The organism is Nostoc sp. (assembly GCF_036919595.1).
GTDB lineage: Bacteria > Cyanobacteriota > Cyanobacteriia > Cyanobacteriales > Nostocaceae > Nostoc.
The window spans coordinates 1-25,217 of record NZ_JBALCO010000051.1 but is presented as its reverse complement, the minus strand read 5'-3'; the positions used below and the strand labels follow the sequence as shown (position 1 = coordinate 25,217).

Here is a 25,217-nt window from a genome sequence, read left to right as displayed (position 1 = left end):
TCCAGAATACGCCAACTAAACCCAATACCTGATTGTTGAGTTACGGTATTTCCTTGATCCAATACTTCTGCTTATAATATTGGCGTTTTCAGGAAAATCTGAATAGAGTGAAAATAAATTGTTCCTGTGACTTTCGCTGAAGCACAACCTAGAACTTTAATATTAATAGACCTTAAAAAAGACAGATGATTACACCAATGCGTCTTTTTGTGTTAATTTTTAATGCTCGAACGGAAAATGAGGGGATTCACACGATTCGGGAGGGCGATCGCAATAAAATTCTGATGTTCGAGTCAGAAGACGACGCCACGCGCTTTGCCCTGATGCTGGAAGCTCAGGATTTCCCCTCACCTACACCAGAGCCAATCGATGCTGAGGAAATCAAGGAATTTTGCGAAAGTGCTGGATATGAATGGGAAATCATCCCAGAAAACAGCAATTTAGTTGTCACTCCCCCGGAACTGAACGTGGAAGAAACTGACTGGCAAGCAGATGCCCATAAGGAGGATACTGTTGAAGACACCTTCCCCCTCAATGAACAGCCACTAGAAGAACCAGAATTATCTGATTCTGAACTAGAGAAGATGCGTCGTAAATTGGAAGGATTGTTGTAATTAATCATTAGTCATTAGTCAGTTGCTAATGACTAATCACTAAGGATAAAGGACAAATGACAGAGGACAAATGACAAACTTGCAGGAACGCGGGCATCTTTTAACCGAGCTGGTAAATCCTAACAGTCTGAACTTAGACCAACTCAATTCTCTGGAATTGGTGGAGCTGTTTAATAGCGAAGACCAAAAAGCAGTCGCGGCGGTGGCGGCGGTGAAAGTTCAGTTGGCAGAGGCTATTGATAGCACCGCAGAGCGTTTGCGCCACGGCGGACGCCTATTTTATATCGGTGCCGGCACAAGTGGCAGGTTAGGGGTGTTAGACGCTGCTGAGTGTCCACCTACTTTTTGTACGCCCCCAGAGTTGGTACAGGGGATTATTGCTGGTGGTGCAGGTGCGCTGGTACGCAGTTCAGAGGATTTAGAAGACAGCATCGAAGATGGTGAGGCGGCGATCGCTGGGCGACACATTACCCAGCTAGATGTAGTAGTTGGTATTACCGCTGGTGGTACAACGCCATTTGTCCACGGTGCGCTTCATGCTGCCCGTCAACGGGGAGCCACTACTATTTTTATCACCTGTGTTCCAGCTGAACAAGTTAGCTTTGATGCTGATATTGACATTCGCCTATTGACAGGAGCAGAAATAATAGCTGGTTCAACTCGCCTGAAAGCTGGTACAGCCACTAAGTTAGCTTTAAATATCCTTTCGACTGGGGTGATGGTCAAGTTAGGTAAAGTTTACGGCAATCGGATGGTGGATGTGGCGGTAACAAATCAAAAGTTACGCGATCGCGCTTTGCGAATTTTGCAAGACCTCACAGGCTTAAGTCGGGAAGCTGCTGGTTTTTTATTAGAACGTAGTGGCAAGTGGGTTAAGCTAGCGTTATTAATGCACTGGACTGGTTTGGAAAAAGACGAGGGCGAACGGCTTCTTTCAGAACACCAAAGTAATCTTAAAGCAGCTGTTGTGAGCTATCAAAACCACAACAAACCTTAAATAAATTTTCCTAAATAAATACTCTATATATGGCTGTTACTTGTCTTAGTAGCACGCCTTTTTTTAAAGATAATATTCCATAGAAAAGTTCACTAAAACTGCTCATCCCTTCCAACGCTGGCGTAGACATATGATCCAAAATATCCACTTATTAACCATAAAAATTTTTGAGGTTAATCAAATGACATTTTTGTATAACAATAGCCATGAGAATGAGCATCTAATCTCGGAATTAGAAAATCCGAATGGTAACGCTAATATAGCGAATCTTGCTAGCAATGAAATATCTTTATTAAATGCGATCGCGTCGCTGTCTATGTAAATTATTTTTATCTACACCTAGAGAATGTAAATACTGCGCTAATTGTTCAACCCGCGATCGCTCTTGTTGTGCCTGTTCTGCATCTGTAAAGTAGCGGTTTCCTTGCTCATCATACCAGCATATCACGGAGTAAGTATAAATTCGGTGACAAAAAGTTTAGGGTTTGGGTGCAGGTTCGCCAAACTTAATCAAAAGTGCGATCGCAACACTAACAAGCAAAATTAACGTCATACTCAAGGCTGAACCAAATCCCCAATTTTGCGTTGCTCCAAGAAACTGGTTATAAACTAACCGCGCCGCCGTCATACTAGAAGCACCACCAAGTAATTCTGGATCGACAAAATCCCCCAAGCCTGTGATGAATACAAGCATAGAAGCAGCCGCAATTCCAGGTAAAATTTGCGGTACAGTTACTTGGCAAAAAGTTTCCACCGGATTTGCACCTAAATCAGCCGCTGCTTCTAACAACCGCTTGTCTAGCTTTTCGAGAGAAGCATATAAAATCAAAACCATATAGGGTAACAAGCTGTAACTCATGCCAATAAATACAGCTTGACTTTGGTTAAGTAATTCCAAAGTAGGTAAGCCTAAATTGCTGAGTAAACTGTTCAATAAACCAGTAGGACGAAGAATTGTAATCCAAGCATAGGAGCGAAGTAACGAAGAAGTCCACAAAGGTAATATAAAGCCTAATAGCAGCAAATTTCGCCAACGCTGTGGCGCTATCTGAGCAATCCAATAGGCGACAGGGAAGCCCAAAATTAAACAAATTATTGTAGTACCAAACGCAAAAAATAGCGATCGCCCAATTACTTGCACATAAAGCGGATCAAATATTCGGATATAGTTTTTGAATCCGTTGGGATTGACCAAATCTCCCGGTCTGATGTCTGCAACTAAACTTAACTCGAAAATTATCAAAGTTGGCAGCACCAACAAAAGTAATAACCAAATCCCAGATGGTGCAAGTAATACCAAAGGTTGGAGCCAGTTTCCTCGCAGGCGATGCAATTCTTCTATTTTAGAAATATCGTTTTTTTCAAAATTCATCACTTATAACTCTGTCAATTTCAGATTTTGAGTCGCACCTTTGGTGCCCTTGCAGCGCAACTTGGATTTTGGTGAAGCAGCGCGTTCTTGGGGGTCTCCCCCATGAGCGACTGCTGAACCCGAAGGGATTGAATTAAAAATACAAAATCAATCCAAACTTTATTTAGCTGCTAGTTAATTGAGTCCAGTAGCGATCGTAAACCTCTTCAAATTCTCCTACAGGAGTAACACGTTCACAATTTGCTAAAAACGACTCTGATGGAAATAAATTAGCATTGTTTTGGATTGTTTTTGGCAATTGCTCAAATCCAGCAATATTCGGCGTAGAAATACTCAGACGCTGACTGATTTTAGCCGCTAATTCTGGTTGCAGAATCATGTTAATCCAAGCATAAGCTCCAGCTAAATTGGGGGCTGATTTGGGAATAACAATAGTGTCTGTCCATAATGAAGAACCGCTGCGAGGAATCACATATTTTAGTTGAGGATTTTCTTTAGAAATTTTCACTGCATCTGCTGAATAGCACATTGCCAATAGTAAATCTCCTGCTAAAATTTGATTTTGCCAAGCATCGGTGTCAAAACGTGCGATCGCAGGTTTTAGTACCTTCAACTTTTCATAAGCTTGTTTGATTTGTTGTTCATTTTTTGAGTTGTAAGAATAACCTAGCATCCGTAACGTCGCACCCATAACTTCTCGAACATCATTGAGCAAGGTCATCCGCTGATTAAGTTGGTTTTGGTTTTGCCAAAGGTAATCCCAGTCTTGTGGTGCATCTTTGATTTTTTCGGAATTGTAAAGGAAACCTGTTGTTCCCCAGTTAAAAGGGATACTATATCGGTTATTGGGGTCATAACTAGGATTCTGAAACCGGGGAAATAAATTCTCTAAACCGATTAAGCTATTGTGATCTATTTCTATTAACAAACCTTTCTTTACCATCTTCTGCACCATATAATCAGATGGATAGATGATGCTGTAAGTCCCACCGCCTCCAGCTTGCAACTTAGCCAGCATCACATCATTGGAATCATACACATCCGCTAGCACTTTCATGCCAGTTTGGGTGCTAAAAGTTTTCAGTAATTGGTTGTCAGTATATTGCGTCCAAGTAAAGATATAAAGTTGGTCACGTTGACCAGAAGTATTAGAATTAGCACGGACTTCACCCAGCCTCCAGCCACAACCAGCTAAAGATAAGCTAGAAAGCGCTGCCACCTCTTTTAAAAATTGCCGTCTGTTAGTCATTAAGTTAGAAGTCATTCATCGACAACTTCTAGATTACGGTATACCTCATAGCCCCTGGCATGATTTTCTGGGGTAAATGTATCATTCTTCACACTTACCAAACGTACCCTTTCCTTCTCCTATGGTCGCCCACTACGCGAATGTACCCTCTGCTAACGGGTGAGATGTGAGGCTTCTGTCAAAGTTAGCTAAAGACTTTATTTTACTTTCGGACTTAGTTAATCTATGATGGTTGTCCTCCCTCAAGGAGATCCCTGCATGGAAGGATTTTTTCATCATATGGATATCAGTGGGACAATAGACTAGAAGTTTTTGCAGATGAAATTATGTAGATTTTGACTATATGGCTTAAACTAGTAAGTTTATCATCATATTTCTTATAGCTTCAATCAATAGGCTGTTATGCTGTTCTCAAGAAAGCCAAACAAGTTTGTAGAGAATTGCGGCACAAAGTAGTTAAATATGTTGTTAAACATTTGTAAACTGTTAGCAGCCGAGTAGCCGCGTGTCACATCTTATTAAGGAATTATTATGAGACAACTTGTTATCGTTGAGCGCGTATGCCTCATTGGTCATATCGTGTCAAAAGCCTTTGGATTGGTAGGGATGCTACTGGTCGTACCTAATGCCGAAATAATTTTAAACTTATCGCAGGTTGGCGAAACTGCCATACAGTTAAGTATGGCTGGTGGTGGTGTAGTTGATATCATCTTGGGGACAATAGCTGTCTCTATTTATGCCTACCGGACGTTGGGATTTGGAACTTGGCTAGCATTTATGCTACCGGCTATGTTTATCTCTTTGGGAAGTGAACTACTGGGAACCAGTACAGGTTTTCCATTTGGTGATTATAGCTACTTGAGTGGCTTGGGTTATAAGATTGGGGGGCTAGTTCCTTTCACAATTCCTTTATCTTGGTTCTATGTTGGGCTGTCGTCTTATTTAATTGCCAGAGCTGGTTTGAAAGTGGCTCAAAAACCCAGTTTGGGACGCCATATTGCTGCTATAGCCGTTGGTGCTTTGCTGTTTACTTGCTGGGATTTTGCCCTTGAGCCAGCTATGAGTCAATCTTCTCTGCCCTTCTGGTATTGGGAACAACCAGGAGCTTTCTTTGGGACACCTTACCAGAACTATGCAGGTTGGTTTGGTACTAGCGCCCTGTTTATGAGTGTGGCAGGATTGTTGTGGAGAAATACATCGATTAAATTAGAGCGATCGCAACTCAATCTACCTTTAGTCGTTTATTTAACTAACTTTGCCTTCGCCGCCGGACTAAGTTTGGCTGCTGGGTTCTCCATCCCTGTATTGCTCGGCTTATTGCTTGGTGTGGCTCCCGCCGTGGCGCTGTGGTTAAGGAGTTCAACCACACCCACTCCAGTTGCTATTGAATCAGCAAGCAAGGAAGTATCAGTAGCAAAGGTTGAAGTTGCCTTGAAATAGCTTAGAGATTGGGGAGTTAGGAGTTAAAAGTTAGGAGTGGAAGGGAATAACTAATCCCCGATGCCCCATGTCCTGTTTGGCCAATGCCCTGTTTGGCCAATGCCCTGTTTGGCCAATGACTAATGACTAATGATTAATGACAACGCTTTGATAGTAGAAAGCGCCATCTCCCTTTTATTGCTACTTATCCAAGTACCAGCAACGGCGATTCTGTTTTCGCGCCTGCTAAAGGGGCCAAGACGCCTTCCCCCAATAGAACCGCAACAGCCAACGCCGGAGCTTTTGGGTAGGGTTAGCGTCGTTGTTCCCACGCTGAACGAGGCGCTTCGCATTAGCCCTTTGTTGGCTGGTTTAAGTCAACAAAGCTACGAAGTTCGGGAAATTATTGTTGTAGACAGCAAGTCTGATGATGGCACTCCCGACTTGGTAAAAGCGACACAGCAGAAAGATCCGCGCTTTCGCGTGATGACAGATGACCCCTTACCCTCTGGTTGGGTGGGGCGTCCTTGGGCCTTGCATAACGGTTTTCTATATAGCTCTGAGGCTAGTCAGTGGTTTCTGGGGCTGGATGCTGATATCCAACCGCATCCTGGTTTGGTTGCTGGTTTGGTGAAGACGGCCGAAGCACAAGGCTATGATCTGGTTTCCCTTTCACCCCAGTTTATCCTCAAATATCCAGGAGAGTGCTGGCTACAACCGGCTTTGTTGATGACTTTGCTTTACCGATTTGACCCCGCTGGGATCAATACAGAGCAGCCAGAACGGGTGATGGCAAATGGGCAGTGTTTTTTGTGTCGTCGCTCGGTTTTAGCTGCTGTGGGTGGCTATAGCAGTGCGAGTGCTTCTTTTTGTGATGATGTCACTTTGGCACGAAATATTGCTGATCAAGGGTATAAAGTGGGCTTTTTAGATGGTGCAAAGGTGCTAAAGGTACGGATGTATGAAGGGGCAATGGAGACGTGGAAGGAATGGGGGCGGAGTCTCGATCTTAAAGATGCAACTTCTCGTTCGCAGTTGTGGGGAGATTTATGGCTACTCACATCTGTTCAGGGTCTACCCCTTTTAATTCTCCTGACTTTTTTGTTGATTTCTCCCCCATTCGGATACTTGCTACAGACGCGATTAATCGCGTTACCCACTCCCCTACTCCTCCTGGTGGGACTGAATTTATTCTTGGTGGTAATTCGCTTTGCTATGCTAATTGCGATCGCACCTTCCTACGATCGTAAAAGCGCCAAAGGCAGCTGGTTATTCTGGCTTTCCCCTTTGGCTGATCCCTTAGCTGTGTTGCGAATCTTCTTATCTGCGTTCCATACCCCGCGCGAGTGGCGAGGACGCAAATACAGTGCTGAATTATGAGTTATAAATTATGAATTTTCAACTCCTAACTCCTTACTCCTCTTCACCTCCTACTTGATCCCCGCGTTCCAGTTCCCAAAGAATTTGATTTCCTTCACGACGTACCCGTGACACTATCCAGTTTCGCCAGCGCCATTGATCTCCCCGACTGGTAACAGCGCTGGCGTGGACATCCATCAAGTCTGCTAACTCAGAACTAGTGATTAAGTAGCCTTTTTCAGAGATTTCATCAGCAATACGCAGAGTTTCGACCAAGCTACGGAGTTGCGAAACCCTCATTTCTGGCGGTTTCTCTTCGGTTGCGGCCGCAATTGGCCCAGTTGATGGTTCCATAAGAGTTATTTCTGGTGCAGAAGTACTGACTTCTTGTCTACTTTGGTTAATTACTCTACAGTTTTTCTCAAAATCAGCTACTTTTGCTACATTTAGTTCATTTATAGAAGGTAAAGATTTATAAAAATTTGTCGGAGTTAATTGTTGTAGCGAAGGGATTTTGCCACTCGCATAGGTGCGAGCGATCGCATCACAACGTTCGTTACCTATGTTACCAGAATGTCCCCTGACGTGTTGCCATTTTACCTGTTGGGTATTAAGTTGATCAAGAGTTTCCAAAAGGTCTTGGTTTTGGACGGGTTTACCATCTGACTTTTTCCAGCCTTTATTTTTCCAGCCTTCCACCCACTTGGTAACGCAGTTAATCAGGTATTCGCTATCGGTATGAAGGGTGATAGCTTGGGCTTGTTGAGATGTTTGCAGGAATTGTAGGGCTGCGATCGCAGCTTGCATTTCCATTTTATTATTAGTGGTATGAGCAGATGCATCGCCCATTTCGTGGATTGAGCCATCGCTGAAATAGACAACTACTCCCCAACCGCCAGGGCCAGGGTTACCGGTGCAAGCACCATCGGTGTATATGCTTTGGATTGTGAGTTGGGTGGACATGGTTTAGGATATCGAACATTTACTAATATTTGTCAAGTCTCAACCTCTGCTTTTTCTTCAAAACCCTGATCATTAAAGTGTTTTATAATTGTTAATAAACTTCCCAGTAATGCATAGCTGATCAAAGAACGGTTGATATTGGTTAAGGTGCGTCTCGTTTTTGTCCGGTCATTCATCCCAGGCTGCCCGAAGTGACAGACGTGGGCTTCTGCCCAATTAAGCTAAGATATTCTGATTATATGAATGTATTTGTGTTGGATAGGCTTTCCGTAGAGTTAAAGTGGTGCTTTGAAGTTATTTATTAATATGTATATCCTGAATAAGGACTTTGAGTTATGAAGGTTAGTTTGCAACCTGCCTTGAATGATGGTAATTTGGACGCGAATCAACTGAATAGTCAACGTCAGTTGGGAATTTCGATTTCGGCGAAGGCAGAAAATCAAGACCGCAATGTGCCACTGAATTTATGCTTAATTCTCGATCATAGTGGTTCTATGAATGGGCGATCGCTAGAAACGGTCAAAAAAGCAGCAAATCGTCTGGTAGATAGACTCAATCCTGGCGATCGCCTCAGTGTTGTAGTTTTCGATCACCGCGCCAAAGTCTTAGTACCTAGCCAAAGTGTCGAAGATCCAGAGAAAATCAAACAGCAAATTAACCGCTTATCTGCTGATGGCGGGACTGCGATTGATGAAGGATTGCGCTTGGGGATTGAGGAGTTAGCGAAGGGAAAAAAAGATACTGTTTCCCAAGCCTTCCTATTAACCGACGGGGAAAATGAACATGGTGATAACAATCGCTGTTTGAAATTCGCCCAATTGGCTGCTAGCTATAATTTAACTTTGAACACCTTGGGATTTGGTGACAACTGGAACCAAGATGTTTTAGAAAAAATTGCTGATGCTGGTTTGGGGACTTTATCTTATATTCAAAAACCCGAACAGGTAGTGGATGAGTTTAATCGCCTGTTTAGCCGCATTCAAACAGTGGGATTGACTAATGCTTATCTGCTATTCTCCTTGATGCCCAATGTCCGTCTAGCGGAACTCAAACCTGTTGCCCAAGTTTCCCCAGACACAATTGAGTTACCACTGCAACAAGAAACTGATGGACGTTTCGCTGTACGGTTGGGAGATTTAATGAAAGATGCGGAACGGATGATTTTAGCTAATATTTATTTGGGACAATTGCCAACAGGTGAACAAGCGATCGCTAATGTGCAAGTCCGCTACGATGATCCAGCCGCTAACAAAGTAGGTTTAGTTACACTAAATATCCCAGTTTATGCCCATGTAGTCAAAAATTACCAAGCAGACCCGAATCCCCAGGTGCAACAATCTATTTTAGCATTAGCTAAGTATCGCCAAACCCAGCTAGCAGAGACGAAATTACAACAAGGCGATCGCACTGGTGCGGCGACAATGCTACAAACGGCTGCTAAAACTGCACTGCAAATGGGAGATACGGGCGCAGCAACGGTGTTGCAAACTTCTGCCACCCAGCTACAATCTGGACAAGATTTATCCGAAAGCGATCGCAAGAAAACCAGGATGGTCTCCAAAACAGTTTTGCAAGATACCCCTTTGCAATGAAAGTTAAATTGCTATCGGCGTTAAATGACAATAATGTTGATGTGGCTCAAACCAGTAGCCAACGTCAACTGGCAATGACGATTTTTGCGATCGCTGGTGAGTTTGACCAAAATCTGCCCCTTAACCTCTGCTTGATTTTGGATAGAAGTGGTTCCATGCATGGACAACCAATTAAAACGGTGATCCAGGCGGTGGAAAGATTAATAGATCGGTTGAAAGTAGGTGATCGCATCTCAGTTGTGGCTTTTTCCGGTTCTGCGGAAGTCATTATCCCCAACCAAGTGATCGAAGACCCCGAAAGCATCAAATCTCAAATTAAAAGCAAACTCAGTGCTAGTGGCGGTACAGTCATCGCTGAGGGTTTGGAACTGGGAATTACAGAACTGATGAAGGGCACAAGAGGCGCTGTTTCCCAGGCGTTTCTGCTGACGGATGGGCATGGTGAAAGCAGTTTGCGGATTTGGAAATGGGATATTGGGCGAGATGACAACAAGCGCTGTCTTCAACTCGCAAAAAAGGCTGCCAAGCTGAATCTAACTATCAACACTTTTGGATTTGGCAATAGCTGGAATCAGGATTTGCTGGAAAAAATTGCCGATGTCGGTGGTGGGACTCTAGCCCATATTGAACGTCCTGAACAAGCTGTGGAGCAATTTAGCCGACTGTTTGGACGGATTCAGTCGATTGGGCTAACTAATGCCTACTTGCTGTTATCTCTAGTGCCCAATGTCCGATTAGCAGAATTGAAACCCATTGCCCAAGTTGCCCCAGACACAATCGAGTTACCAATAGAACCAGAAGCTGATGGACGTTTCGCTGTACGTTTGGGAGATTTGATGCAGGATGTAGAACGGGTAGTTTTGGCTAATATTTATCTAGGACAATTGCCAGAAGGTAAACAAGCGATCGCGCATCTGCAAATCCGTTACAATGACCCGTTGGTTAATGAACAAGGCTTACTTTCGCCCCTCGTGCCAGTGTATGCAAATGTAGTGCGGGCGTATCAATCGGCATCCAATCCCCAGGTACAACACTCTATTTTAGCATTAGCGAAGTATCGCCAAACCCAGCTAGCTGAGGCGAAATTGCAACAAGGCGATCGCATTGGTGCCGCCACAATGCTACAAACAGCTGCCAAAACCGCTTTACAAATAGGAGATAAAGGTGCAGCGACAGTGTTGCAAACTTCTGCCACACGCTTGCAAGCTGGGGAAGAACTTTCCGAAGCAGACCTGAAGAAAACTAGGATTGTATCAAAGACCGTTTTACAGGAATAGTAAAAATTCAGCATTGCTGATTAACGGTATGAAAGTTTCGTGCCAAGGCGCAAAGCGAGAAAAAATATTTTATTCCTTAATTGAGCACCAAAGTAGTTGCATATTCCTAACTTATTGATTAACAACCACCGAAGAGTTTGACTTATGCTGATCCAGAAGATTGTCCAAGAATTGCAAGACATCCCTGAAGACAAACTAGCAGAACTTTATGACCTAATTCACTACTTTCGGCTAGGTTTAAGTCAAGAACGTACACAACCCCGCACCCCTGGTTTATTGAAAGGACAACTCGGCGATGCTTTCTTTGAACCATTGCCAGAAGAGGAACTCCAGCAATGGGAATGAGTTACCTCATCGACACCCATATACTACTTTGGTGGCTCTTTGACGATCCAAAACTCCACATTGACTGCCGAGACATCATTCGCAACCCAGATCATTGCATTGATTATTGTCAATAGTTAAGTTATGTAAATTCTTCAATAAAAGAATTATCAAACGTTTTATTTTCAATTATATCAAATCTTTGAACAAAAAATAGTAGAAATTTAATGCTATCTAGAATGATTTTAAATTATTGCACAAAAACTGCAACTCTTGCAGCTTTGTTTGTTGGTATGACATTTGTAGCTCTACCAAATCAAAAAGCTTCTGCCGATCCATCACCTGGTTTCTATGTTTGTAACGAATCAGGCGAAAATCTTAATGTCATAGTCAGCTACTACAACAGTGGTACTTGGACTACCCAAGGTCGATTCCCGTTATCTCAAACACCTGGCTCATGCACACAAATTCTTTACTCACTCAATAACACTCGCTACTACCTTTATGCCACTAGTGATTCAGGTAACGAGTGGCAAGGAAACCATCCTTTTTGTATTGGAAGCACCCCAAGTTTTACAATCCCCTACGCTGAACAAACTCAATATTGCGGCAGTTTTGTAAAAAACTTTTTCTCGGTTTGGGTTCCCAACGCAGTAACAGGAATCACTCCTCCTTTCTACGCTTACACCTTTGCACCCAATAATTATTCCATCAACTGGAACTCTCCGCGTGCCGAACGATAACTGACTATATTGTTCTCAATACTGCTCGATTGAGCAAATTCGTGAACCGAAAACCCTTGTAAAGACGTTACATATAACGTCTCTACATTCCTTAATCAATAAGTATGATAAATCTTACTTATTCCTATGATATCTGTGGATTTAGACTAGACTTGTGCATTTAATGGAGTAGTGGTGGTTTGAGAAAGCAATATCTCCTTTTGCTTGCTAAATCTACCGAAATGAGAAGGCAAACTGGAGTTTGAGAAAACAATATCTCTTTTTACTTGCTGAATCTACCGAAATGAGAAAGCAAACTGGGGTTTGAGAAAGCAATATCTCTTTTTACTTGATAAATCTACCGAAATGAGAAAATAATCAGGCATTTTGAGTAAACAATCAAGCATTTTGAGAAAGCAATATGCCTTTTTGCTTATTGAATATGAAGTTTTGAGAAAGCAATAAGCCTTTTTGCTGATTAAAAATAAATTTTAGTTAAATATGCGAAAAGTTAGACATCAGGCAACAGATGATTTCTGCATCTTCAGCTTTAGACATCGCAATTTCTACCCTGTGGATGGTGTCGATACCTGCATCACGTAGCAATGCTGCCGCAGAGAGTGGTAATCCCTGACGGGGCAACAGTTTCATAGCGGTTAGGTAGTTCAATGATGCGATCATCCAAGTAGGACGATACAAAAATTAAGGCTTGCTGAATATCTTCATCTTCTAATTCGGGAAACTCCTGAAACAGTTCTTCTCGATCAGGGTAGGTAGCTAATAACTCAATCACCCGACGAACGGTGAGGCGAAGATTACGAATAGAGGGCTGTCCATTCATGCGATTAGGATTGCTAGTGATCCGAATCTAATTTCATGGAAGTAACCCTAGCTCTTTGCAAAAATTATGGTCGGATATTGCTTCATGCCATTGCTTATTTTAGTTTCTTACTTGCGCCCAATTTTATAAGCAAATTCCTGATTAACATTTATTTAGAAAATATAGCGGTTTCTGCATGGGTAATATACAAAAAGAAATAACTAACTACAAATAAACTATACATTGTCCATATTATAGTATTATTTGTCAAGTTAAACATTGCTTTTTGCTTTAAAGGCGGGTAAACTTCCGCTACAGTGTACTAGTAAAATTCTATTAAAAGTGCTAAAGGTAGGTAAATGATTGGTAGCTTGAGAAGTACATATGAAAACTACTGGCATTCATCATGTAGCCATTATTTGTTCTGACTACGATCGCTCCAAAAAATTTTATGTAGAAGTTTTAGGCTTTTCGATTATTAAAGAGACTTTTCGTGCCGATAGAAATTCTTATAAATTAGATTTACGAGTTGGAGAAAATGCTCAAGTTGAGTTATTTTCTTTCCCAAATCCTCCGCAACGATTTAGTAGTCCAGAAGCTTGTGGTTTAAGACATCTTGCTTTTAAAGTTGATGATATCGAGGAAACTGTTTTTTACTTAAAATCACAAGGTGTCGAAACAGAAAATATCAGAATTGACGAAATTACAGGTAAAAAATTTACTTTTTTTAAAGATCCAGATAATTTACCATTAGAGATTTATGAAAATTAGAATATATAGATGTTTGGATTAAAGACTTTTAAATAAATAGCAAATGAGCGAGCTATTTGGTAAAATTCTCAAATGTTTGACAATATCTGCAAATTTTTAGCGGAAAATTTCTCCAGCGACTTCGCCACTTGGTTATTAGGCGAACCCATTACTTTCACAGAACTAAGTCCAAAAGAATTATCTCTCGAACCCATTCGCGCTGATGCCCTAATTCTGCTACAGTCGGAGCAAAGCATATTACATTTGGAATTTCAAACCCAAGTGGATGCGGAAATTCCTTTTCGGATGATTGACTATCGGTTGCGAGTATATCGCCGTTTTCCAGACAAAGTAATGCATCAAGTTGTAATTTACCTCAAGCAGACAAATTCAACTTTGGTGCAACAAAATACATTTACAATTTCTAGAACACGCCATGAATTTGCAGTTATCAGACTTTGGGAACAACCAACCGAAGTATTTCTGCGAACACCTGGACTTTTACCGTTAGCGGTGCTGAATAGTACAATTGATCCAGAAGTCATACTTAACGAAGTGGCAAGGGAAATTAACAGTATTACAGAATCAAGAACTCAAAGTAATATTGCTGCTTCCACAGCGATTTTAGCTGGTTTAGTATTAGACAAAGAGGTTATTAGACGAGTTTTGAGGTCAGATATTATGCGCGAGTCAGCAATTTATCAAGATATTTTACAAGAAGGGAAAGCTGAAGGTAGAACTCAAGGGAAAGCTGAAGGTAGAGCCGAAGGGAAAGCTGAAGGTAGAGCCGAAGGGAAAGCTGAAGGGAAAGCTGAAGCTTTACTTGAGGTGGCAAGCAATCTTTTTAATACTGGTATGCCATTAGAACAGATAGCAAGATTGACAGGGTTATCAATTGAGCAGTTACAGTATTTGCAGGTAACTGAGTCTGGTGAGTCCAAATAAATAATCGGTGCAGTCAACCTGCACCGATTGCACAATTTATATTTAATTGCACCGGACATTTTCCTCACGCTAATGCGGAAGCTTGGGGTTTGGCAAAAATCATTCTTCCTGCTGTAGTTTGTAAAGCACTGGTAACTACCACCCGCAATTCACCACCCACATAACTACTACCTTCTTCAACAACTACCATTGTGCCGTCATCTAGGTAGCCGATGCCTTGACTGGGTTCTTTGCCTTCCTTGAGAATTTTCAAATCAAGGTTGTCACCAGGTAAATAACTGGGACGGACGGCGTTCACTAAATCATTCACATTCAAGACAGGTACTTTCTGGACGCTGGCAACTTTAGACAAGTTGTAGTCGTTGGTTAGCAATGTACCGCTAATTTCTTGGGCGAAGCGGACTAACTTCGCATCCACTGTGGGAATATCTTCATAGTCAACTGCATTAATCACGATGCGATCGGGGTAATCTTCCTTAATGCGGTTGAGAATTTCTAATCCTCGCCTTCCCCGCACCCGCTTTTGGTCTTTGCTAGCATCCGCTACTTGTTGGAGTTCTTGCAACACAAACTGCGGTACGAGAATTTGTCCTTCCAGAAACCCTGTTTCTAGTAACGCTTCAATGCGACCATCGATAATGCAACTGGTGTCTAAAACTTTGGTATTGGCTGGTTTTAGCGTTCCTTCCACAACCATCGATTCGACGGTGTTGGGATTAATGAACCGCAATAAGCCTCGTCCGTGGGTATCTGCCAAATTCATGCCAGTGACAGAGAGGATAATACTGCCGACAACTGCCACTAGTGGCTTAATAAATCCAAAATCCGCCGGTATAGGTAGTAAAAATAGTGGGGCTAGCATGAGATTAGCTAGTAATAGCCCAATCACTAAGCCGATCGCACGAGTTAAAATCACTTCCAGTGGCATTTCTTTGACTTGTGACTCTAGGCGACGATATGTCGTCTGGAAACTCAGCCCGATCGCACCACCAATAATAGCGGCAAAGACGGCAACAATTAAGCGTAAAGCTTCAAGATTTGTTACCTGATCTAGTGTGCCATTGGGTAGTAGTTCAATGCTGTAGAACCCTATTCCCGACGCTGCCAGGATAAATGAGAAAACGATAATTGCGTCAAGCATGGTTGTGTTGTTTTTCTGCAACTGTGTTAACCGAGAAACTTAAGTATTTTTTATTTCATCGGTAAGATAAACTAATCAATATTGACTTACACTAAGGGTTTAGTAGGGCAATATCTGCAATTATTATAACGAAAGGCTTTTATCTTCATATTTTTCATTGTTTCGTTGTAAAACGACAAAAACTTGTAATATTTTACTTATTTTCATTCTCTCTAATTCGCAGTTCGCTTAACTTAATCTTTTCTCAAAATGAGTCAAAAATTTAGTATTTCTGGAATTGCGAGTTCTGCGTATGTGCATATTCCCTTTTGCAGACGGCGGTGTTTTTATTGTGATTTCCCGGTATCTGTTGTGGGCGATCACTTGCGGGGCGAAACATCTGGTACTATTTCCCAATATGTTGAGGTGCTATGTCAAGAAATTGCCATTACACCAGCATTGGGTCAACCCCTGAAGACAATTTTCTTCGGTGGTGGTACTCCTTCGCTGCTATCAATAGAGCAGTTACAACGGATAGTGACAGAGCTAGAGAAGCGTTTTGGTATTGCATCTGGGGCAGAAATTTCTATGGAAATAGACCCAGCCACCTTTGATTTAGCACATATAGCAGGCTATCGCAATGTGGGCGTGAACCGAGTAAGTCTAGGTGTACAAGCCTTTCAAGAAGAATCATTGCAAAGGGCGGGGCGATCGCACTCAGTTGAAGATATTTTTGCAGCTGTGGAACTAATCCACCAAGTTGAGGTTCCCGAATTTAGTTTAGACTTAATTTCCGGGTTGCCGCATCAGTCTTTGGATCAATGGCAGGATTCCTTAACAAAAGCGGTGGCGCTTTTACCCACTCACATTTCCATCTATGATCTTACCATCGAACCAGGTACAGCCTTTGGGCGTTACTACAAACCTGGTGATACTCCAATGCCCACGGATGAAGCCACAGTCAAAATGTACCAAATGGGGCAGCAGGTTTTGACTAGTTCAGGTTATGAGCATTATGAAATTTCCAATTATGCCCAACCTGGTCATCAGTGTCGGCATAATCGAGTGTATTGGGAAAACCGCCCTTACTACGGCTTTGGGATGGGTGCGGCGAGTTATGTTGAGGGGAAGCGCTTCACTCGTCCGCGTAAAACTAGGGAGTATTACCAGTGGGTGCAAGCTGGCGGTGTGATTGATTGTGATCTGACTCCCCCAAAGGAAGTATTGTTAGAGACGTTAATGTTGGGGTTGCGTTTGGCGGAGGGTTTGAGTTTGGTGGCGTTGGCACAGGCGTTTGGGGAAGAGAAGGTAGAAGAGATTTGCAAGTGTTTGCGATCGTATTTTGAGAAAGGTTGGGTAGAAGTTGCAGAGGGAAGGTTGCGTTTGATTGATCCCCAAGGATTTTTGTTTTCTAATGTGGTGTTGGCACACTTGTTTGAGAAGTTGGGGTGACGAACTGCTTATGCAGAAAAATCAAGTAAGAAAAGCTGTGATTCCGGTAGCTGGTTTTGGCACTCGTTTGTTTCCAGCTACTAAAGTTGTGAAAAAAGAACTTTTCCCGATTATTGATCAAGATGGGAGGGCAAAACCCGTCATTCTTGCAATTATTGAGGAAGCAATCAGTGCTGGAATTGCAGAAGTGGCGATCGTGGTGCAGCCAGATGACAAAGAAATATTTGAAGATTTATTGAAAAACCCACCCAAAAAAGAACTTTTAGATAAACTTTCACCGCAAAATAAAGAATATAGCCGATATCTCGAAGATTTAGGTGGCAGAATTACCATCTTATTGCAAAAGGAGCAATTAGGCTATGGACATGCGGTATTTTGTGCTAAGGATTGGGTGCAAGATGAGCCGTTTTTGCTCATGCTGGGCGACCACATTTACGCATCTGACACTAAAAAATCTTGTGCTAGTCAAATTTTAGATGTTTACAAACAAGTTAATCAAAACATTATTGGCTTAACTACAATGCCAGCAGAGATTATTCATAAAGCTGGATGTGTAGCAGGAGTTTGGCAAGATATAAACTCGATTCTGGAAGTTACACAACTCTATGAAAAGCCTACTATTGAGTATGCACAACAGCATTTGCGTGTAGAAGGAATGTCAGAAAATGAGTTTTTATGTATATTTGGCTTATATTTACTAACGCCGAAAATTTTTGACTTTATAGCAGAACACATCAACAAAAATTTCCGAGAACGAGGCGAATTTCAGTTAACATCCTGTCTTGAAAGATTGCGTCAGGAACAGGGAATGACAGGATATGTTGTTAAAGGCAAGTGTTTTGATACAGGATTGCCAGATGCCTATCGTCAGACAATGATTGATTTTAGAAAATTATAGACTAATTTCAGTTTAATTAGTTTGTCTCGGAGGATATCACTTTTTAAGGTGGCTCAAACAGACAGTAAGCCATTGAGGTAAGTAGAGTGATCAGTAAGGACTTGAGGCACATTGAAAATACACAGTTTAGTTTGCCCCTGATGACAGCCTCCTGTTTTCTTTGTTATTAGGACTGCATAGCCTTAACCGAAGCGTATTGGCTTATAGCGGGGGTGTGTGGAGTGTGTGGTGCAGCACTGACTGATCACACTCTCCAATGATTATTATCAATGACTAAGTACTTTATTCCTTGGAAGTCCTTTATGTTAAGTTGAAAATTAACCTAAATCAATTACAAAACTACCTTAAAACTATTAGTAGTTAGAGCCGGAAACGAGGTAGTACCCAATTGTGCAAATTTACCCCCCGAATTAATATCAGCAAAACCATCCGCTGAACCATTGGGGTTATAAAAGAGACTACCATTAAGGCTATTGTAAACAATTTTAGCACCACTAACTGCTGCTAAACTATCGTTCGTCACTGTGGCAAAGTCTGTGGAATCTAATGCAGTTGGGAAAACCGAGTTACTGAGAGCGGTAAAGGTATATTTCGATAGTTGGATCTTGTCTTGATTAGGAGTGAAGTCATTAATAATATCAACTCCGAGTTCCCTAATATCAAACTTTGATCCTGTTGCAAATGCAAACTTATCTGAACCTGCGCCTCCTATTAAGATGTCGTCCCCACTATCTCCCTGGAGGTAATCGTTGCCCTTGCCACCGATCAGAGTATCTTTTCCACTACTGCCAAAGAGAATATCATCACCCTTGCCCCCTACGAGCTTGTCGTCATCACTACCCCCATCTATTCTGTCCGCACCAGATCCACCAAAAAGGGTGTCAGAACCTGCCCCCCCATCGATGTAATGCTTTCCAGCAACACCAGAAAGCGAAATACTGTCATTACCGCCCTCAGCAAAAATAACCTTATTACCAGGTGAAAAATCCCTCCTACTAAAGGTATCGTCTCCATTTGTCGTAACAACATCAGTACTTATCACATTTCTGGATCGAGCAATTCCCTCTTTCACGGCATCAGCAACATTCTCACTTTTAGAACCAAGAGTCAGTACATCACCTCGACCAAGCTTAGTAACTAGTTTCTCGTAATCGGCTGCAACATTACTCGTAGTTAAAAAAATTGGAATAATGTTATTTGCTTCTAGCGCAGTTTTTACTTGTCCAATCTCTGGATAATCTTCATAAGGATCAATTACACCATCTCCATTATTGGCAATAGTATTACTTGGACTAACTGCTGCCCGATCGCCGGCAACGTGATAAACACTATCAGTGGCTAGGAAAACAATACGAAATGAACCTACTCTGTAACCAAGGCTGCCACCGCTATCTAAAGCTGCGTACAAGAGTGCATCTAACTGTGATTCTGAGCCATCATTGCCACCAAAAGCTTCAAAGCCAAAAACTTTGTCTTTAACTGTTGTTACATTATTTGTCAAAGGGACTTCTGCTTGATATACATAGTCAGCGTAACCGCCAAAAGGCGGAATTGGCTTATCCTTGAACGAGGCAATACCAAATTTCAGGTCACGACCAAAGATACTTGCTAAAAGCGGGTTGGTTAACTGATTTACCATCGCCGGAAGTTCAGCTTTTAACTCGACCAATTCGTGATCATCTGACGCTGTTAAGTCCTGTAGCAGAACAATATCAGATATTAAAGTCATAGTTTATTCCTCTGACTATATTTAATTAATGGGTTGTATTGCAAAGTGCAAAAATGCTATTTCAGCCTGATACTAGCAGGGTTGATTGATTTAAGATAGTACTTAAACTGAAGAAATATAATCTCTTTCAAAAAATATTTGTTGTGTCCTTACTCAGCCTTGATTCCGTATGTCTGGGGCTTGTGATGCTGAGTTACTTAATTTGTTGTACCCGACTTAACGTTATAGTCGCAGACTTAACGAGAGAGAATGTCACAAGATATGAGTTAAGCTAAAGTGCGTCAATCGGTCAGCAGTGAAGACAATGCTTTGGATTAGAGGATGAATCAGTATTTTGCAACGGTTGCTCGCGGATTAGAAAGCCTTGCAGCTCAGGAGTTGGAGCAACTGGGTGCCCATTCCGTGGAGCCAGGGTTTTGCGGTGTAGCCTTTGAGGGCGATCGCACCCTACTTTATCGCGTCAACCTCTGGGCTAGGCTGCCGTTCCGAATCTTGGTAAACATCCATGAGTTTCCTTGTCAAGATGCCAAGGATCTCTATCGCGGTGTCCAGAGCATCGATTGGGTAAACTATCTCACGCCAGACATGACGCTGGCGGTGAATGTCACGGGCAAAAACGATCGCCTCAACCACAGCCACTTCACATCTCTCCAAGTAAAAAATGCGATCGTTGACCAGCAGCAGTCAAATTTGGGTGAGCGTTCAAATGTAGAGCTTCATGAACCAGATGTACGGATCAATGTTCATATTGAACGCGACTTTTGTACCGTCAAACTTGACAGTTCTGGGAATAGTCTGCACCGCCGAGGCTATCGCCCTGCGGTTGGATCAGCCCCTCTCAAGGAATCTCTGGCTGCTGCCCTGATTCAACTTTCGGGTTGGCAGTCAAACCAGATGTTCTACGATCCTCTCTGTGGGTCTGGCACTTTACCCCTGGAAGCTAGCTTAAAGGCACTGAACATAGCACCAGGGCTGTTTCGTGAGTGCTTTGGATTTGAAACTTGGCTCGATTTTGACTTATCACTTTTAGAAAAATTGCTCGAAGAAGCTAAGGACAGCCAACTGGATACCCTGACTGCTCCTATTTGGGGAAGCGATCGCGATGAGAACGTGATTGAGCAAGCGATTAACAATGCTCAAAACTGCGGCGTTGATAACCATGTATGGTTTTCTCAAATGGAGCTTGCCGATGTTGTTGCCCCCGCAGACAGTGGGGTTTTATTCTGCAATCCACCCTATGGCGAACGGCTGGGGCGAGATAGCGACTTGGGAGCATTTTACAAACTCTTGGGCGATGTCCTGAAACAACGCTTCAAAGGCTGGACTGCGTTTGTCCTGAGTGGTAACAAAGAACTGTCTCAATCGATTGGACTAAAATCATCCCAGCGGATTGCAGTCTACAACGGAATGCTGCCCTGTCAGCTAATGAAATATGAGTTGTACTAAGTACAGTTCATATTTGACAGGACTTACGCAAAATCATGAAAAAACGAACCGCAAAGGACACAAAGGACACAAAGGAATCAGGTTTCAGAGAGTTATTGCGTAAGTTTTATTTGATTAATTCGTAGCGAATTAAATTTGGTAATACCTTGCAATGCCAATGCATCCCGATACAATGTTAATGCGTCCCCCTGCAATGCCAATGCATCCCATACAATGTTAATGCGTCCCCCTGCAATGCCAATGCATCCCGATACAATGTTAATGCGTCCCCCTGCAATGCCAATGCATCCCGATACAATGTTAATGCATCCCCCTGCATTAAAAACGCTACGCTTTTATGCAAAACTGTACTAAGACAGAATCGATCAGATTTTGCGATTTCTGGTTTGTAGTATGTTTAGGGCGATCGCTTTCAACTACTTCTGCTCAGTAAAAAATACATTGCCTCAAAATTTAGTGACACTGGGGATGTACTGTATTGTCGGGGTTTGTAAAAGCTGCAACCCAAATCCGCTTTTGTGTAGCATTGGCTATCTTAATAGACTCATATAGAGTCGTGAGATTTTTAATCTTGTTTCATAAATTTAAGTTGAGCTAAAAAAACTTCAACTCTTCTCTGAGCATAGATTCTGACAGTTAAGATCACAAATGCTTTAAAAAAGTGCCAGTATGATCTGTGACTGACAATCTGCAATTTATTTATTGCTAAAAGGCTATTTATGTCAGACCTATTCACCTTTACCGTTACCAATAAAACCGAACTGGCAATTACAGAGTTGTGGGTATCTGTCGATGATCAGGAGTGGGCTTCATTTAGCTTGGGTGAGTCAGGGATTCCATCAGGTGAAACAGCAACAATTGCTTGGGCTGAATATACGAATGGTTCGCCCTGTGAATGGTACATCTCTGCTGTATTTGAAGATGAATCAGAAAGTGAGTCAGCCCTATTTAACTTCTGTAAAGAACCAGCTTTAACAATCGGATAAATTCCCCACGGCGATCGCTCTCAACCCCAAATCGGATACAAAGTATTTCAGATTTGACAATTGTAATTCCTCAAAATACTTAAAGCCACCGCCTCCGCTACCTTGATACCATCGATACCCGCCGAGAGAATTCCCCCTGCGTATCCGGCTCCTTCCCCACCCGGATAAAGACCGACTGTATTTACGCTCTGATAATCTTCTTTGCGTTTAATCCGAATTGGTGATGACGTGCGAGTTTCCACCCCAGTCAACACGGCATCGTCCATCGCAAATCCTTTAATTTGTTTGTCAAAAGCGGGAAGTGCTTCACGGATGGCAGCGATCGCATAATCTGGTAAACTCTGGCTCAAATCGCCCAAATGTACCCCAGGTGTATAAGACGGCTTAACTGTGCCCAATGCTGTAGAAGGGCGATGGTTGAGAAAGTCTCCCACCAACTGCCCTGGAGCTTCATAAGTCCCACCGCCCAACTCAAAAGCCCGTTCTTCTAAGCGCCGTTGGAAGTCAATTCCCGCCAAGGCATTTCCCGGATAATCTGCGGGGGTGATGCCTACAACGAGCGCACTATTGGCATTGCGTTCATTGCGAGAGTATTGGCTCATCCCATTGGTGACAAGTCGCCCCGGTTCTGATGCGGCTGCAACCACCAAGCCCCCCGGACACATACAGAAACTATAGACAGAACGACCATTTTCACAATGATGAACCAGTTTATAATCGGCAGCACCTAAAATCTTATGACCAGCCTGAGCGCCGAAACGACATTGGTCGATCAAAGACTGGGGATGTTCCACCCGAAAGCCGATGGAAAAAGGTTTAGCCTCGATGTAAACCCCACGGTCAAATAGCATTTGGAAAGTATCGCGGGCGCTGTGACCTATCGCCAGAACCACATGATCACTGGCGATATATTCCCCACTGGCGAGGGTGACTCCCCGCACCTGTCCATTTTCGATGTTGATATCTTCCACCCGACTTTGAAAGCGAATTTCACCGCCGAGAGATTCGATTTTGGCACGCATACTTTGAACGATTCCGACCAGTTTGAAAGTGCCGATGTGCGGTTTGTTGATATAGAGAATTTCCGGTGAGGCTCCCGCATTCACGAGTTCGGTCAACACCTTGCGCCCATAATGCTGAGGATCTTTGACTTGACTGTAGAGTTTACCATCGGAGAATGTACCCGCACCACCTTCGCCAAACTGGACATTGGATTCTGGGTTGAAGTCTGATTTTTTCTTCCAAAAGTTAAAGGTATCAACGGTGCGATCGCGAACTTGTTTGCCACGTTCTAAAATGATTGGGCAAAAGCCCATTTGCGCGAGCATCAAACCCGCAAACAAGCCACAAGGCCCTGTACCAATCACGATGGGGCGAATCGCCAAATTACTGGGTGCTTGTGCCACTGGGCGATAACTCATGTCTGGCGTAGCAATCACATGGGGATCTCTTTTCAGGCGCTTGAGTAAATGAGTCTGGTGAGTCGTTTCTACATCCAGAATATAAACAAGGTTGATCTCTCCTTTCTTACGGGCATCGTAGCTACGCTTGAAGATGGAATAGCTGATCAATTCTTCGGCTGTGATTTGCAGCTTTTTGAGGATGGCAGACTTGATCTCATCTTCAGGATGATCAAGCGGGAGCTTTACTTCTGTTAGTCGTAACATAGCGAGGAGAAATTCATACTGTCTATCAAAATATTAAACAAAATCACTGTGACGCGTTAGCGTAGCTGGCCGTAGGCATCGCTGATTTCCTTCGGGGCTTAAACAAACGTGAGTTCGATAAACCTCTCCCTGCTTTGAACTAAAGTTCAAGTCTGTCCCTCTGCGATTCGGCTACGGTGTACACACAAGTCCTAAAAATTTAGCTTGACAAGGCTTTCCTTATTCTCATGCAAAGCATTGTCAGTCGATGCATTGGCATTGTCAGTCGATGCGTTGGTATTGTCAGTCGATGCATTGGCATTGTCAGTCGATGCAATGGCATTGTCAGTCGATGCATTGGCATTGTCAGTCGATGCAATGGCATTGCAGGTTAAGAGATTTGTGTATACTCTAGTTCCGATTCAGAGAGGAACGGTTTTGCGTAGTAAAATTTCTAACAGGTCTTTTTATGATGACTAATTAGACAGATAAGATATAACCCGTCGAACTTACGTTAAACAAGACTGACAGCCGCCTCTAACATTCGTATTGTCCCAACATTCGCATCTATTTCCACTTCTACACCAATTGGCAAGGTAAATTTATCTTTAATATGACCAATCATTGAACCGTACCAAGCAGGAATACCTAAAGGAAGTATGTGGTCTTGCAATACTTGCATTAAGGTAAATGATGGTTCATCCCCAAGACTACAATTAGTACATTGCCCAAAGATAAAACCAGCAATTTGGTTAAGTATTCCAGCAGTTTTTAACTGCGTCAGCATCCTATCTACACGGTAAACATCCTCGCTAATTTCTTCCACAAACAGGATGCTTTTGTTCCACGAAGGTAGGTATGGTGAACCTACCATCGCTGATAGCACTGACAAGTTTCCACCTACAAGTTTACCCCTCGCCTTTCCCGGTGCGATTATCTCCACTCGCACTTCGCTAGGGTTGAGATTTTGCATAGTCACCGCTTCAGCATTAAATAGAATGCTCTTGAAGTAATCGACTGTAAATTGATTCCAGGTAGACGTGGCAACTGGCCCATGAAAAGTAATCATTTGACTACGGGCATTAATTGCTAACAACAGCGTCGTAATATCGCTGTACCCCATGATAATTTTCGGATGGGAGCGGATCAGCGAGTAGTTTAGTAGGGGTAAAATGCGATTACAACCCCAGCCACCACGCATGGGGATAATTGCTTTTATGGTGCGATCGCTAAACATCAAGTTTACATCATCGGCGCGATCGGCATCTTTCCCCGCTAAATAGCCATAACGATCTAAAATATGTTTCCCCAGCTTGACTTTTAACCCTAACTGTGAAATTGATTGCTGCGCTGCTTCAATGTCTTTGGCATCAACGATACCCGCAGGGGCGATTAATCCTATGGTATCGCCCATTTGCAGGCGCGGCGGCTTGCGGATGGTGTTTCTGACTTTTCCCGTTAAGTCTCTTTTGCAAGCTGCCAACCCTCACAGAGATCGTGTAATTTTAACCAACCTCGCCACAGTACCTGGATACCA

24 protein-coding genes and 1 pseudogene are annotated in these 25,217 nt (G+C 42.7%); 15 read left to right on the top strand and 10 right to left on the bottom strand.

All coding sequences use genetic code 11. The features are described 5' to 3' along the window. Positions 1–185 precede the first annotated feature (185 nt). Together V7K21_RS06990 and murQ are read left to right on the top strand one after the other, a co-directional pair. A complete protein-coding gene (locus V7K21_RS06990) occupies positions 186–614 on the top strand; it encodes a DUF3110 domain-containing protein (protein ID WP_335172773.1) in 429 nt (142 codons plus the stop codon). 70 nt (positions 615–684) lie between these two features. Continuing rightward, a complete protein-coding gene (gene murQ, locus V7K21_RS06985) occupies positions 685–1,611 on the top strand; it encodes an N-acetylmuramic acid 6-phosphate etherase (RefSeq protein WP_335172770.1) in 927 nt (308 codons plus the stop codon). A gap of 292 nt (positions 1,612–1,903) precedes the next feature. Here the strand turns inward: murQ and V7K21_RS06980 are convergent, their stop codons facing one another. The 3 genes from V7K21_RS06980 to V7K21_RS06970 all read right to left on the bottom strand — a co-directional run bounded on the left by V7K21_RS06980 (position 1,904) and on the right by V7K21_RS06970 (position 4,232). Continuing rightward, complete coding sequence (locus tag V7K21_RS06980; protein ID WP_335172768.1) at positions 1,904–2,059, bottom strand: hypothetical protein; 156 nt, start codon at positions 2,057–2,059, stop codon at positions 1,904–1,906. 30 nt (positions 2,060–2,089) lie between these two features. Then, positions 2,090–2,983, bottom strand: coding sequence for an ABC transporter permease (locus tag V7K21_RS06975; protein WP_335172766.1), 894 nt, complete (start codon positions 2,981–2,983; stop codon positions 2,090–2,092). Between the two features lie 163 nt (positions 2,984–3,146). Beyond that, complete coding sequence (locus V7K21_RS06970; RefSeq protein ID WP_335172781.1) at positions 3,147–4,232, bottom strand: polyamine ABC transporter substrate-binding protein; 1,086 nt, start codon at positions 4,230–4,232, stop codon at positions 3,147–3,149. Between the two features lie 531 nt (positions 4,233–4,763). Between V7K21_RS06970 and cruF the strand changes: the two genes are divergently transcribed. After that, positions 4,764–5,672 (top strand): gamma-carotene 1'-hydroxylase CruF, encoded by a 909-nt coding sequence (cruF, locus tag V7K21_RS06965; RefSeq protein WP_335172764.1) that lies wholly within the window; start codon positions 4,764–4,766, stop codon positions 5,670–5,672. A 129-nt stretch (positions 5,673–5,801) separates the two neighbouring features. Continuing rightward, on the top strand, positions 5,802–7,031 hold the full coding sequence (cruG, locus tag V7K21_RS06960; protein WP_335172762.1) for a 2'-O-glycosyltransferase CruG: 1,230 nt from the start codon (positions 5,802–5,804) through the stop codon (positions 7,029–7,031). A 33-nt stretch (positions 7,032–7,064) separates the two neighbouring features. Here cruG and rnhA read toward each other — a convergent pair whose 3' ends face one another. Then, on the bottom strand, positions 7,065–7,973 hold the full coding sequence (gene rnhA, locus V7K21_RS06955) for a ribonuclease HI (protein ID WP_335172760.1): 909 nt from the start codon (positions 7,971–7,973) through the stop codon (positions 7,065–7,067). A gap of 32 nt (positions 7,974–8,005) precedes the next feature. Further along, entirely contained in the window at positions 8,006–8,149 is a 144-nt protein-coding gene (locus tag V7K21_RS06950; RefSeq protein WP_334969621.1) for a hypothetical protein, read from the bottom strand. Positions 8,150–8,308: 159 nt separating this feature from the next. On the opposite strand from V7K21_RS06950, the gene V7K21_RS06945 reads away from it, so the two are divergent. The 4 genes from V7K21_RS06945 (at position 8,309) to V7K21_RS06930 (ending at position 11,909) form a co-directional block, all read left to right on the top strand. Then, on the top strand, positions 8,309–9,565 hold the full coding sequence (locus V7K21_RS06945) for a vWA domain-containing protein (protein WP_335172758.1): 1,257 nt from the start codon (positions 8,309–8,311) through the stop codon (positions 9,563–9,565). Continuing rightward, positions 9,562–10,842, top strand: a complete 1,281-nt coding sequence (locus V7K21_RS06940; protein WP_335172756.1) for a vWA domain-containing protein — start codon at positions 9,562–9,564, stop codon at positions 10,840–10,842. The genes V7K21_RS06945 and V7K21_RS06940 overlap by 4 nt, the downstream gene beginning before the upstream one ends. 144 nt (positions 10,843–10,986) lie before the next feature. Then, positions 10,987–11,187 carry a hypothetical protein gene (locus tag V7K21_RS06935; protein ID WP_100901459.1) on the top strand — a complete coding sequence of 67 codons (201 nt, stop codon included), beginning with the start codon at positions 10,987–10,989 and terminating at the stop codon, positions 11,185–11,187. Between the two features lie 218 nt (positions 11,188–11,405). Next, positions 11,406–11,909 carry a DUF1036 domain-containing protein gene (locus V7K21_RS06930; RefSeq protein ID WP_335172754.1) on the top strand — a complete coding sequence of 168 codons (504 nt, stop codon included), beginning with the start codon at positions 11,406–11,408 and terminating at the stop codon, positions 11,907–11,909. A gap of 574 nt (positions 11,910–12,483) precedes the next feature. Here V7K21_RS06930 and V7K21_RS06925 read toward each other — a convergent pair. After that, positions 12,484–12,729: a DUF433 domain-containing protein gene (locus V7K21_RS06925; RefSeq protein WP_335172752.1), complete on the bottom strand. Its 246-nt coding sequence runs from the start codon at positions 12,727–12,729 to the stop codon at positions 12,484–12,486. 363 nt (positions 12,730–13,092) lie between these two features. Between V7K21_RS06925 and gloA2 the strand changes: the two genes are divergently transcribed. Both gloA2 and V7K21_RS06915 read left to right on the top strand, forming a co-directional pair. After that, positions 13,093–13,479, top strand: coding sequence for an SMU1112c/YaeR family gloxylase I-like metalloprotein (gloA2, locus tag V7K21_RS06920; RefSeq protein ID WP_335172750.1), 387 nt, complete (start codon positions 13,093–13,095; stop codon positions 13,477–13,479). Positions 13,480–13,551: 72 nt separating this feature from the next. Further along, complete coding sequence (locus V7K21_RS06915) at positions 13,552–14,403, top strand: Rpn family recombination-promoting nuclease/putative transposase (RefSeq protein WP_335172748.1); 852 nt, start codon at positions 13,552–13,554, stop codon at positions 14,401–14,403. Positions 14,404–14,467: 64 nt separating this feature from the next. On the opposite strand, the gene V7K21_RS06910 is transcribed toward V7K21_RS06915, so the two are convergent. Beyond that, positions 14,468–15,544, bottom strand: coding sequence for a PIN/TRAM domain-containing protein (locus V7K21_RS06910; RefSeq protein WP_335172746.1), 1,077 nt, complete (start codon positions 15,542–15,544; stop codon positions 14,468–14,470). Positions 15,545–15,793: 249 nt separating this feature from the next. Here V7K21_RS06910 and hemW point away from each other — a divergent pair, with 249 nt between their 5' ends. Both hemW and V7K21_RS06900 read left to right on the top strand, forming a co-directional pair. Continuing rightward, positions 15,794–16,975 (top strand): radical SAM family heme chaperone HemW, encoded by a 1,182-nt coding sequence (hemW, locus tag V7K21_RS06905; protein WP_335172744.1) that lies wholly within the window; start codon positions 15,794–15,796, stop codon positions 16,973–16,975. A 10-nt stretch (positions 16,976–16,985) separates the two neighbouring features. After that, positions 16,986–17,873: a UTP--glucose-1-phosphate uridylyltransferase gene (locus tag V7K21_RS06900; RefSeq protein ID WP_335172742.1), complete on the top strand. Its 888-nt coding sequence runs from the start codon at positions 16,986–16,988 to the stop codon at positions 17,871–17,873. 331 nt (positions 17,874–18,204) lie between these two features. On the opposite strand, the gene V7K21_RS06895 is transcribed toward V7K21_RS06900, so the two are convergent. Then, positions 18,205–19,602, bottom strand: a complete 1,398-nt coding sequence (locus tag V7K21_RS06895; RefSeq protein WP_335172740.1) for a hypothetical protein — start codon at positions 19,600–19,602, stop codon at positions 18,205–18,207. Positions 19,603–19,923: 321 nt separating this feature from the next. Between V7K21_RS06895 and V7K21_RS06890 the strand changes: the two genes are divergently transcribed. Together V7K21_RS06890 and V7K21_RS06885 are read left to right on the top strand one after the other, a co-directional pair. Then, the gene (locus V7K21_RS06890) at positions 19,924–21,048 is read left to right on the top strand and encodes a THUMP domain-containing class I SAM-dependent RNA methyltransferase (RefSeq protein WP_335172738.1); all 1,125 of its coding nucleotides are present in this window, start codon (positions 19,924–19,926) and stop codon (positions 21,046–21,048) included. A gap of 719 nt (positions 21,049–21,767) precedes the next feature. Beyond that, positions 21,768–22,034, top strand: a complete 267-nt coding sequence (locus tag V7K21_RS06885) for a hypothetical protein (protein ID WP_335172736.1) — start codon at positions 21,768–21,770, stop codon at positions 22,032–22,034. A gap of 47 nt (positions 22,035–22,081) precedes the next feature. On the opposite strand, the gene V7K21_RS06880 is transcribed toward V7K21_RS06885, so the two are convergent. Beyond that, on the bottom strand, positions 22,082–23,701 hold the full coding sequence (locus tag V7K21_RS06880; RefSeq protein WP_335172734.1) for an NAD(P)/FAD-dependent oxidoreductase: 1,620 nt from the start codon (positions 23,699–23,701) through the stop codon (positions 22,082–22,084). A 237-nt stretch (positions 23,702–23,938) separates the two neighbouring features. Between V7K21_RS06880 and V7K21_RS06875 the strand changes: the two genes are divergently transcribed. Then, complete coding sequence (locus tag V7K21_RS06875) at positions 23,939–24,160, top strand: hypothetical protein (RefSeq protein WP_335172732.1); 222 nt, start codon at positions 23,939–23,941, stop codon at positions 24,158–24,160. Between the two features lie 34 nt (positions 24,161–24,194). On the opposite strand, the pseudogene V7K21_RS06870 reads toward V7K21_RS06875, so the two are convergent. Next, positions 24,195–25,124: pseudogene (locus V7K21_RS06870) on the bottom strand (S66 peptidase family protein); the annotation flags it as partial. Positions 25,125–25,217: the final 93 nt, after the last annotated feature.

What these genes read in the sequence shown, in the direction of transcription:
- V7K21_RS06990 (WP_335172773.1), top strand. Translation starts at nt 186, where the DNA reads ATGATTACACCAATGCGTCTTTTTGTGTTAATTTTTAATGCTCGAACG.
- murQ (WP_335172770.1), top strand. Translation starts at nt 685, where the DNA reads ATGACAAACTTGCAGGAACGCGGGCATCTTTTAACCGAGCTGGTAAAT.
- V7K21_RS06975 (WP_335172766.1), bottom strand. Translation starts at nt 2,983, where the DNA reads ATGAATTTTGAAAAAAACGATATTTCTAAAATAGAAGAATTGCATCGC.
- V7K21_RS06970 (WP_335172781.1), bottom strand. Translation starts at nt 4,232, where the DNA reads ATGACTAACAGACGGCAATTTTTAAAAGAGGTGGCAGCGCTTTCTAGC.
- cruF (WP_335172764.1), top strand. Translation starts at nt 4,764, where the DNA reads ATGAGACAACTTGTTATCGTTGAGCGCGTATGCCTCATTGGTCATATC.
- cruG (WP_335172762.1), top strand. Translation starts at nt 5,802, where the DNA reads ATGATTAATGACAACGCTTTGATAGTAGAAAGCGCCATCTCCCTTTTA.
- rnhA (WP_335172760.1), bottom strand. Translation starts at nt 7,973, where the DNA reads ATGTCCACCCAACTCACAATCCAAAGCATATACACCGATGGTGCTTGC.
- V7K21_RS06950 (WP_334969621.1), bottom strand. Translation starts at nt 8,149, where the DNA reads ATGAATGACCGGACAAAAACGAGACGCACCTTAACCAATATCAACCGT.
- V7K21_RS06945 (WP_335172758.1), top strand. Translation starts at nt 8,309, where the DNA reads ATGAAGGTTAGTTTGCAACCTGCCTTGAATGATGGTAATTTGGACGCG.
- V7K21_RS06940 (WP_335172756.1), top strand. Translation starts at nt 9,562, where the DNA reads ATGAAAGTTAAATTGCTATCGGCGTTAAATGACAATAATGTTGATGTG.
- V7K21_RS06935 (WP_100901459.1), top strand. Translation starts at nt 10,987, where the DNA reads ATGCTGATCCAGAAGATTGTCCAAGAATTGCAAGACATCCCTGAAGAC.
- V7K21_RS06930 (WP_335172754.1), top strand. Translation starts at nt 11,406, where the DNA reads ATGATTTTAAATTATTGCACAAAAACTGCAACTCTTGCAGCTTTGTTT.
- V7K21_RS06925 (WP_335172752.1), bottom strand. Translation starts at nt 12,729, where the DNA reads ATGAATGGACAGCCCTCTATTCGTAATCTTCGCCTCACCGTTCGTCGG.
- gloA2 (WP_335172750.1), top strand. Translation starts at nt 13,093, where the DNA reads ATGAAAACTACTGGCATTCATCATGTAGCCATTATTTGTTCTGACTAC.
- V7K21_RS06915 (WP_335172748.1), top strand. Translation starts at nt 13,552, where the DNA reads ATGTTTGACAATATCTGCAAATTTTTAGCGGAAAATTTCTCCAGCGAC.
- V7K21_RS06910 (WP_335172746.1), bottom strand. Translation starts at nt 15,544, where the DNA reads ATGCTTGACGCAATTATCGTTTTCTCATTTATCCTGGCAGCGTCGGGA.
- hemW (WP_335172744.1), top strand. Translation starts at nt 15,794, where the DNA reads ATGAGTCAAAAATTTAGTATTTCTGGAATTGCGAGTTCTGCGTATGTG.
- V7K21_RS06900 (WP_335172742.1), top strand. Translation starts at nt 16,986, where the DNA reads ATGCAGAAAAATCAAGTAAGAAAAGCTGTGATTCCGGTAGCTGGTTTT.
- V7K21_RS06895 (WP_335172740.1), bottom strand. Translation starts at nt 19,602, where the DNA reads ATGACTTTAATATCTGATATTGTTCTGCTACAGGACTTAACAGCGTCA.
- V7K21_RS06890 (WP_335172738.1), top strand. Translation starts at nt 19,924, where the DNA reads ATGAATCAGTATTTTGCAACGGTTGCTCGCGGATTAGAAAGCCTTGCA.
- V7K21_RS06885 (WP_335172736.1), top strand. Translation starts at nt 21,768, where the DNA reads ATGTCAGACCTATTCACCTTTACCGTTACCAATAAAACCGAACTGGCA.
- V7K21_RS06880 (WP_335172734.1), bottom strand. Translation starts at nt 23,701, where the DNA reads ATGTTACGACTAACAGAAGTAAAGCTCCCGCTTGATCATCCTGAAGAT.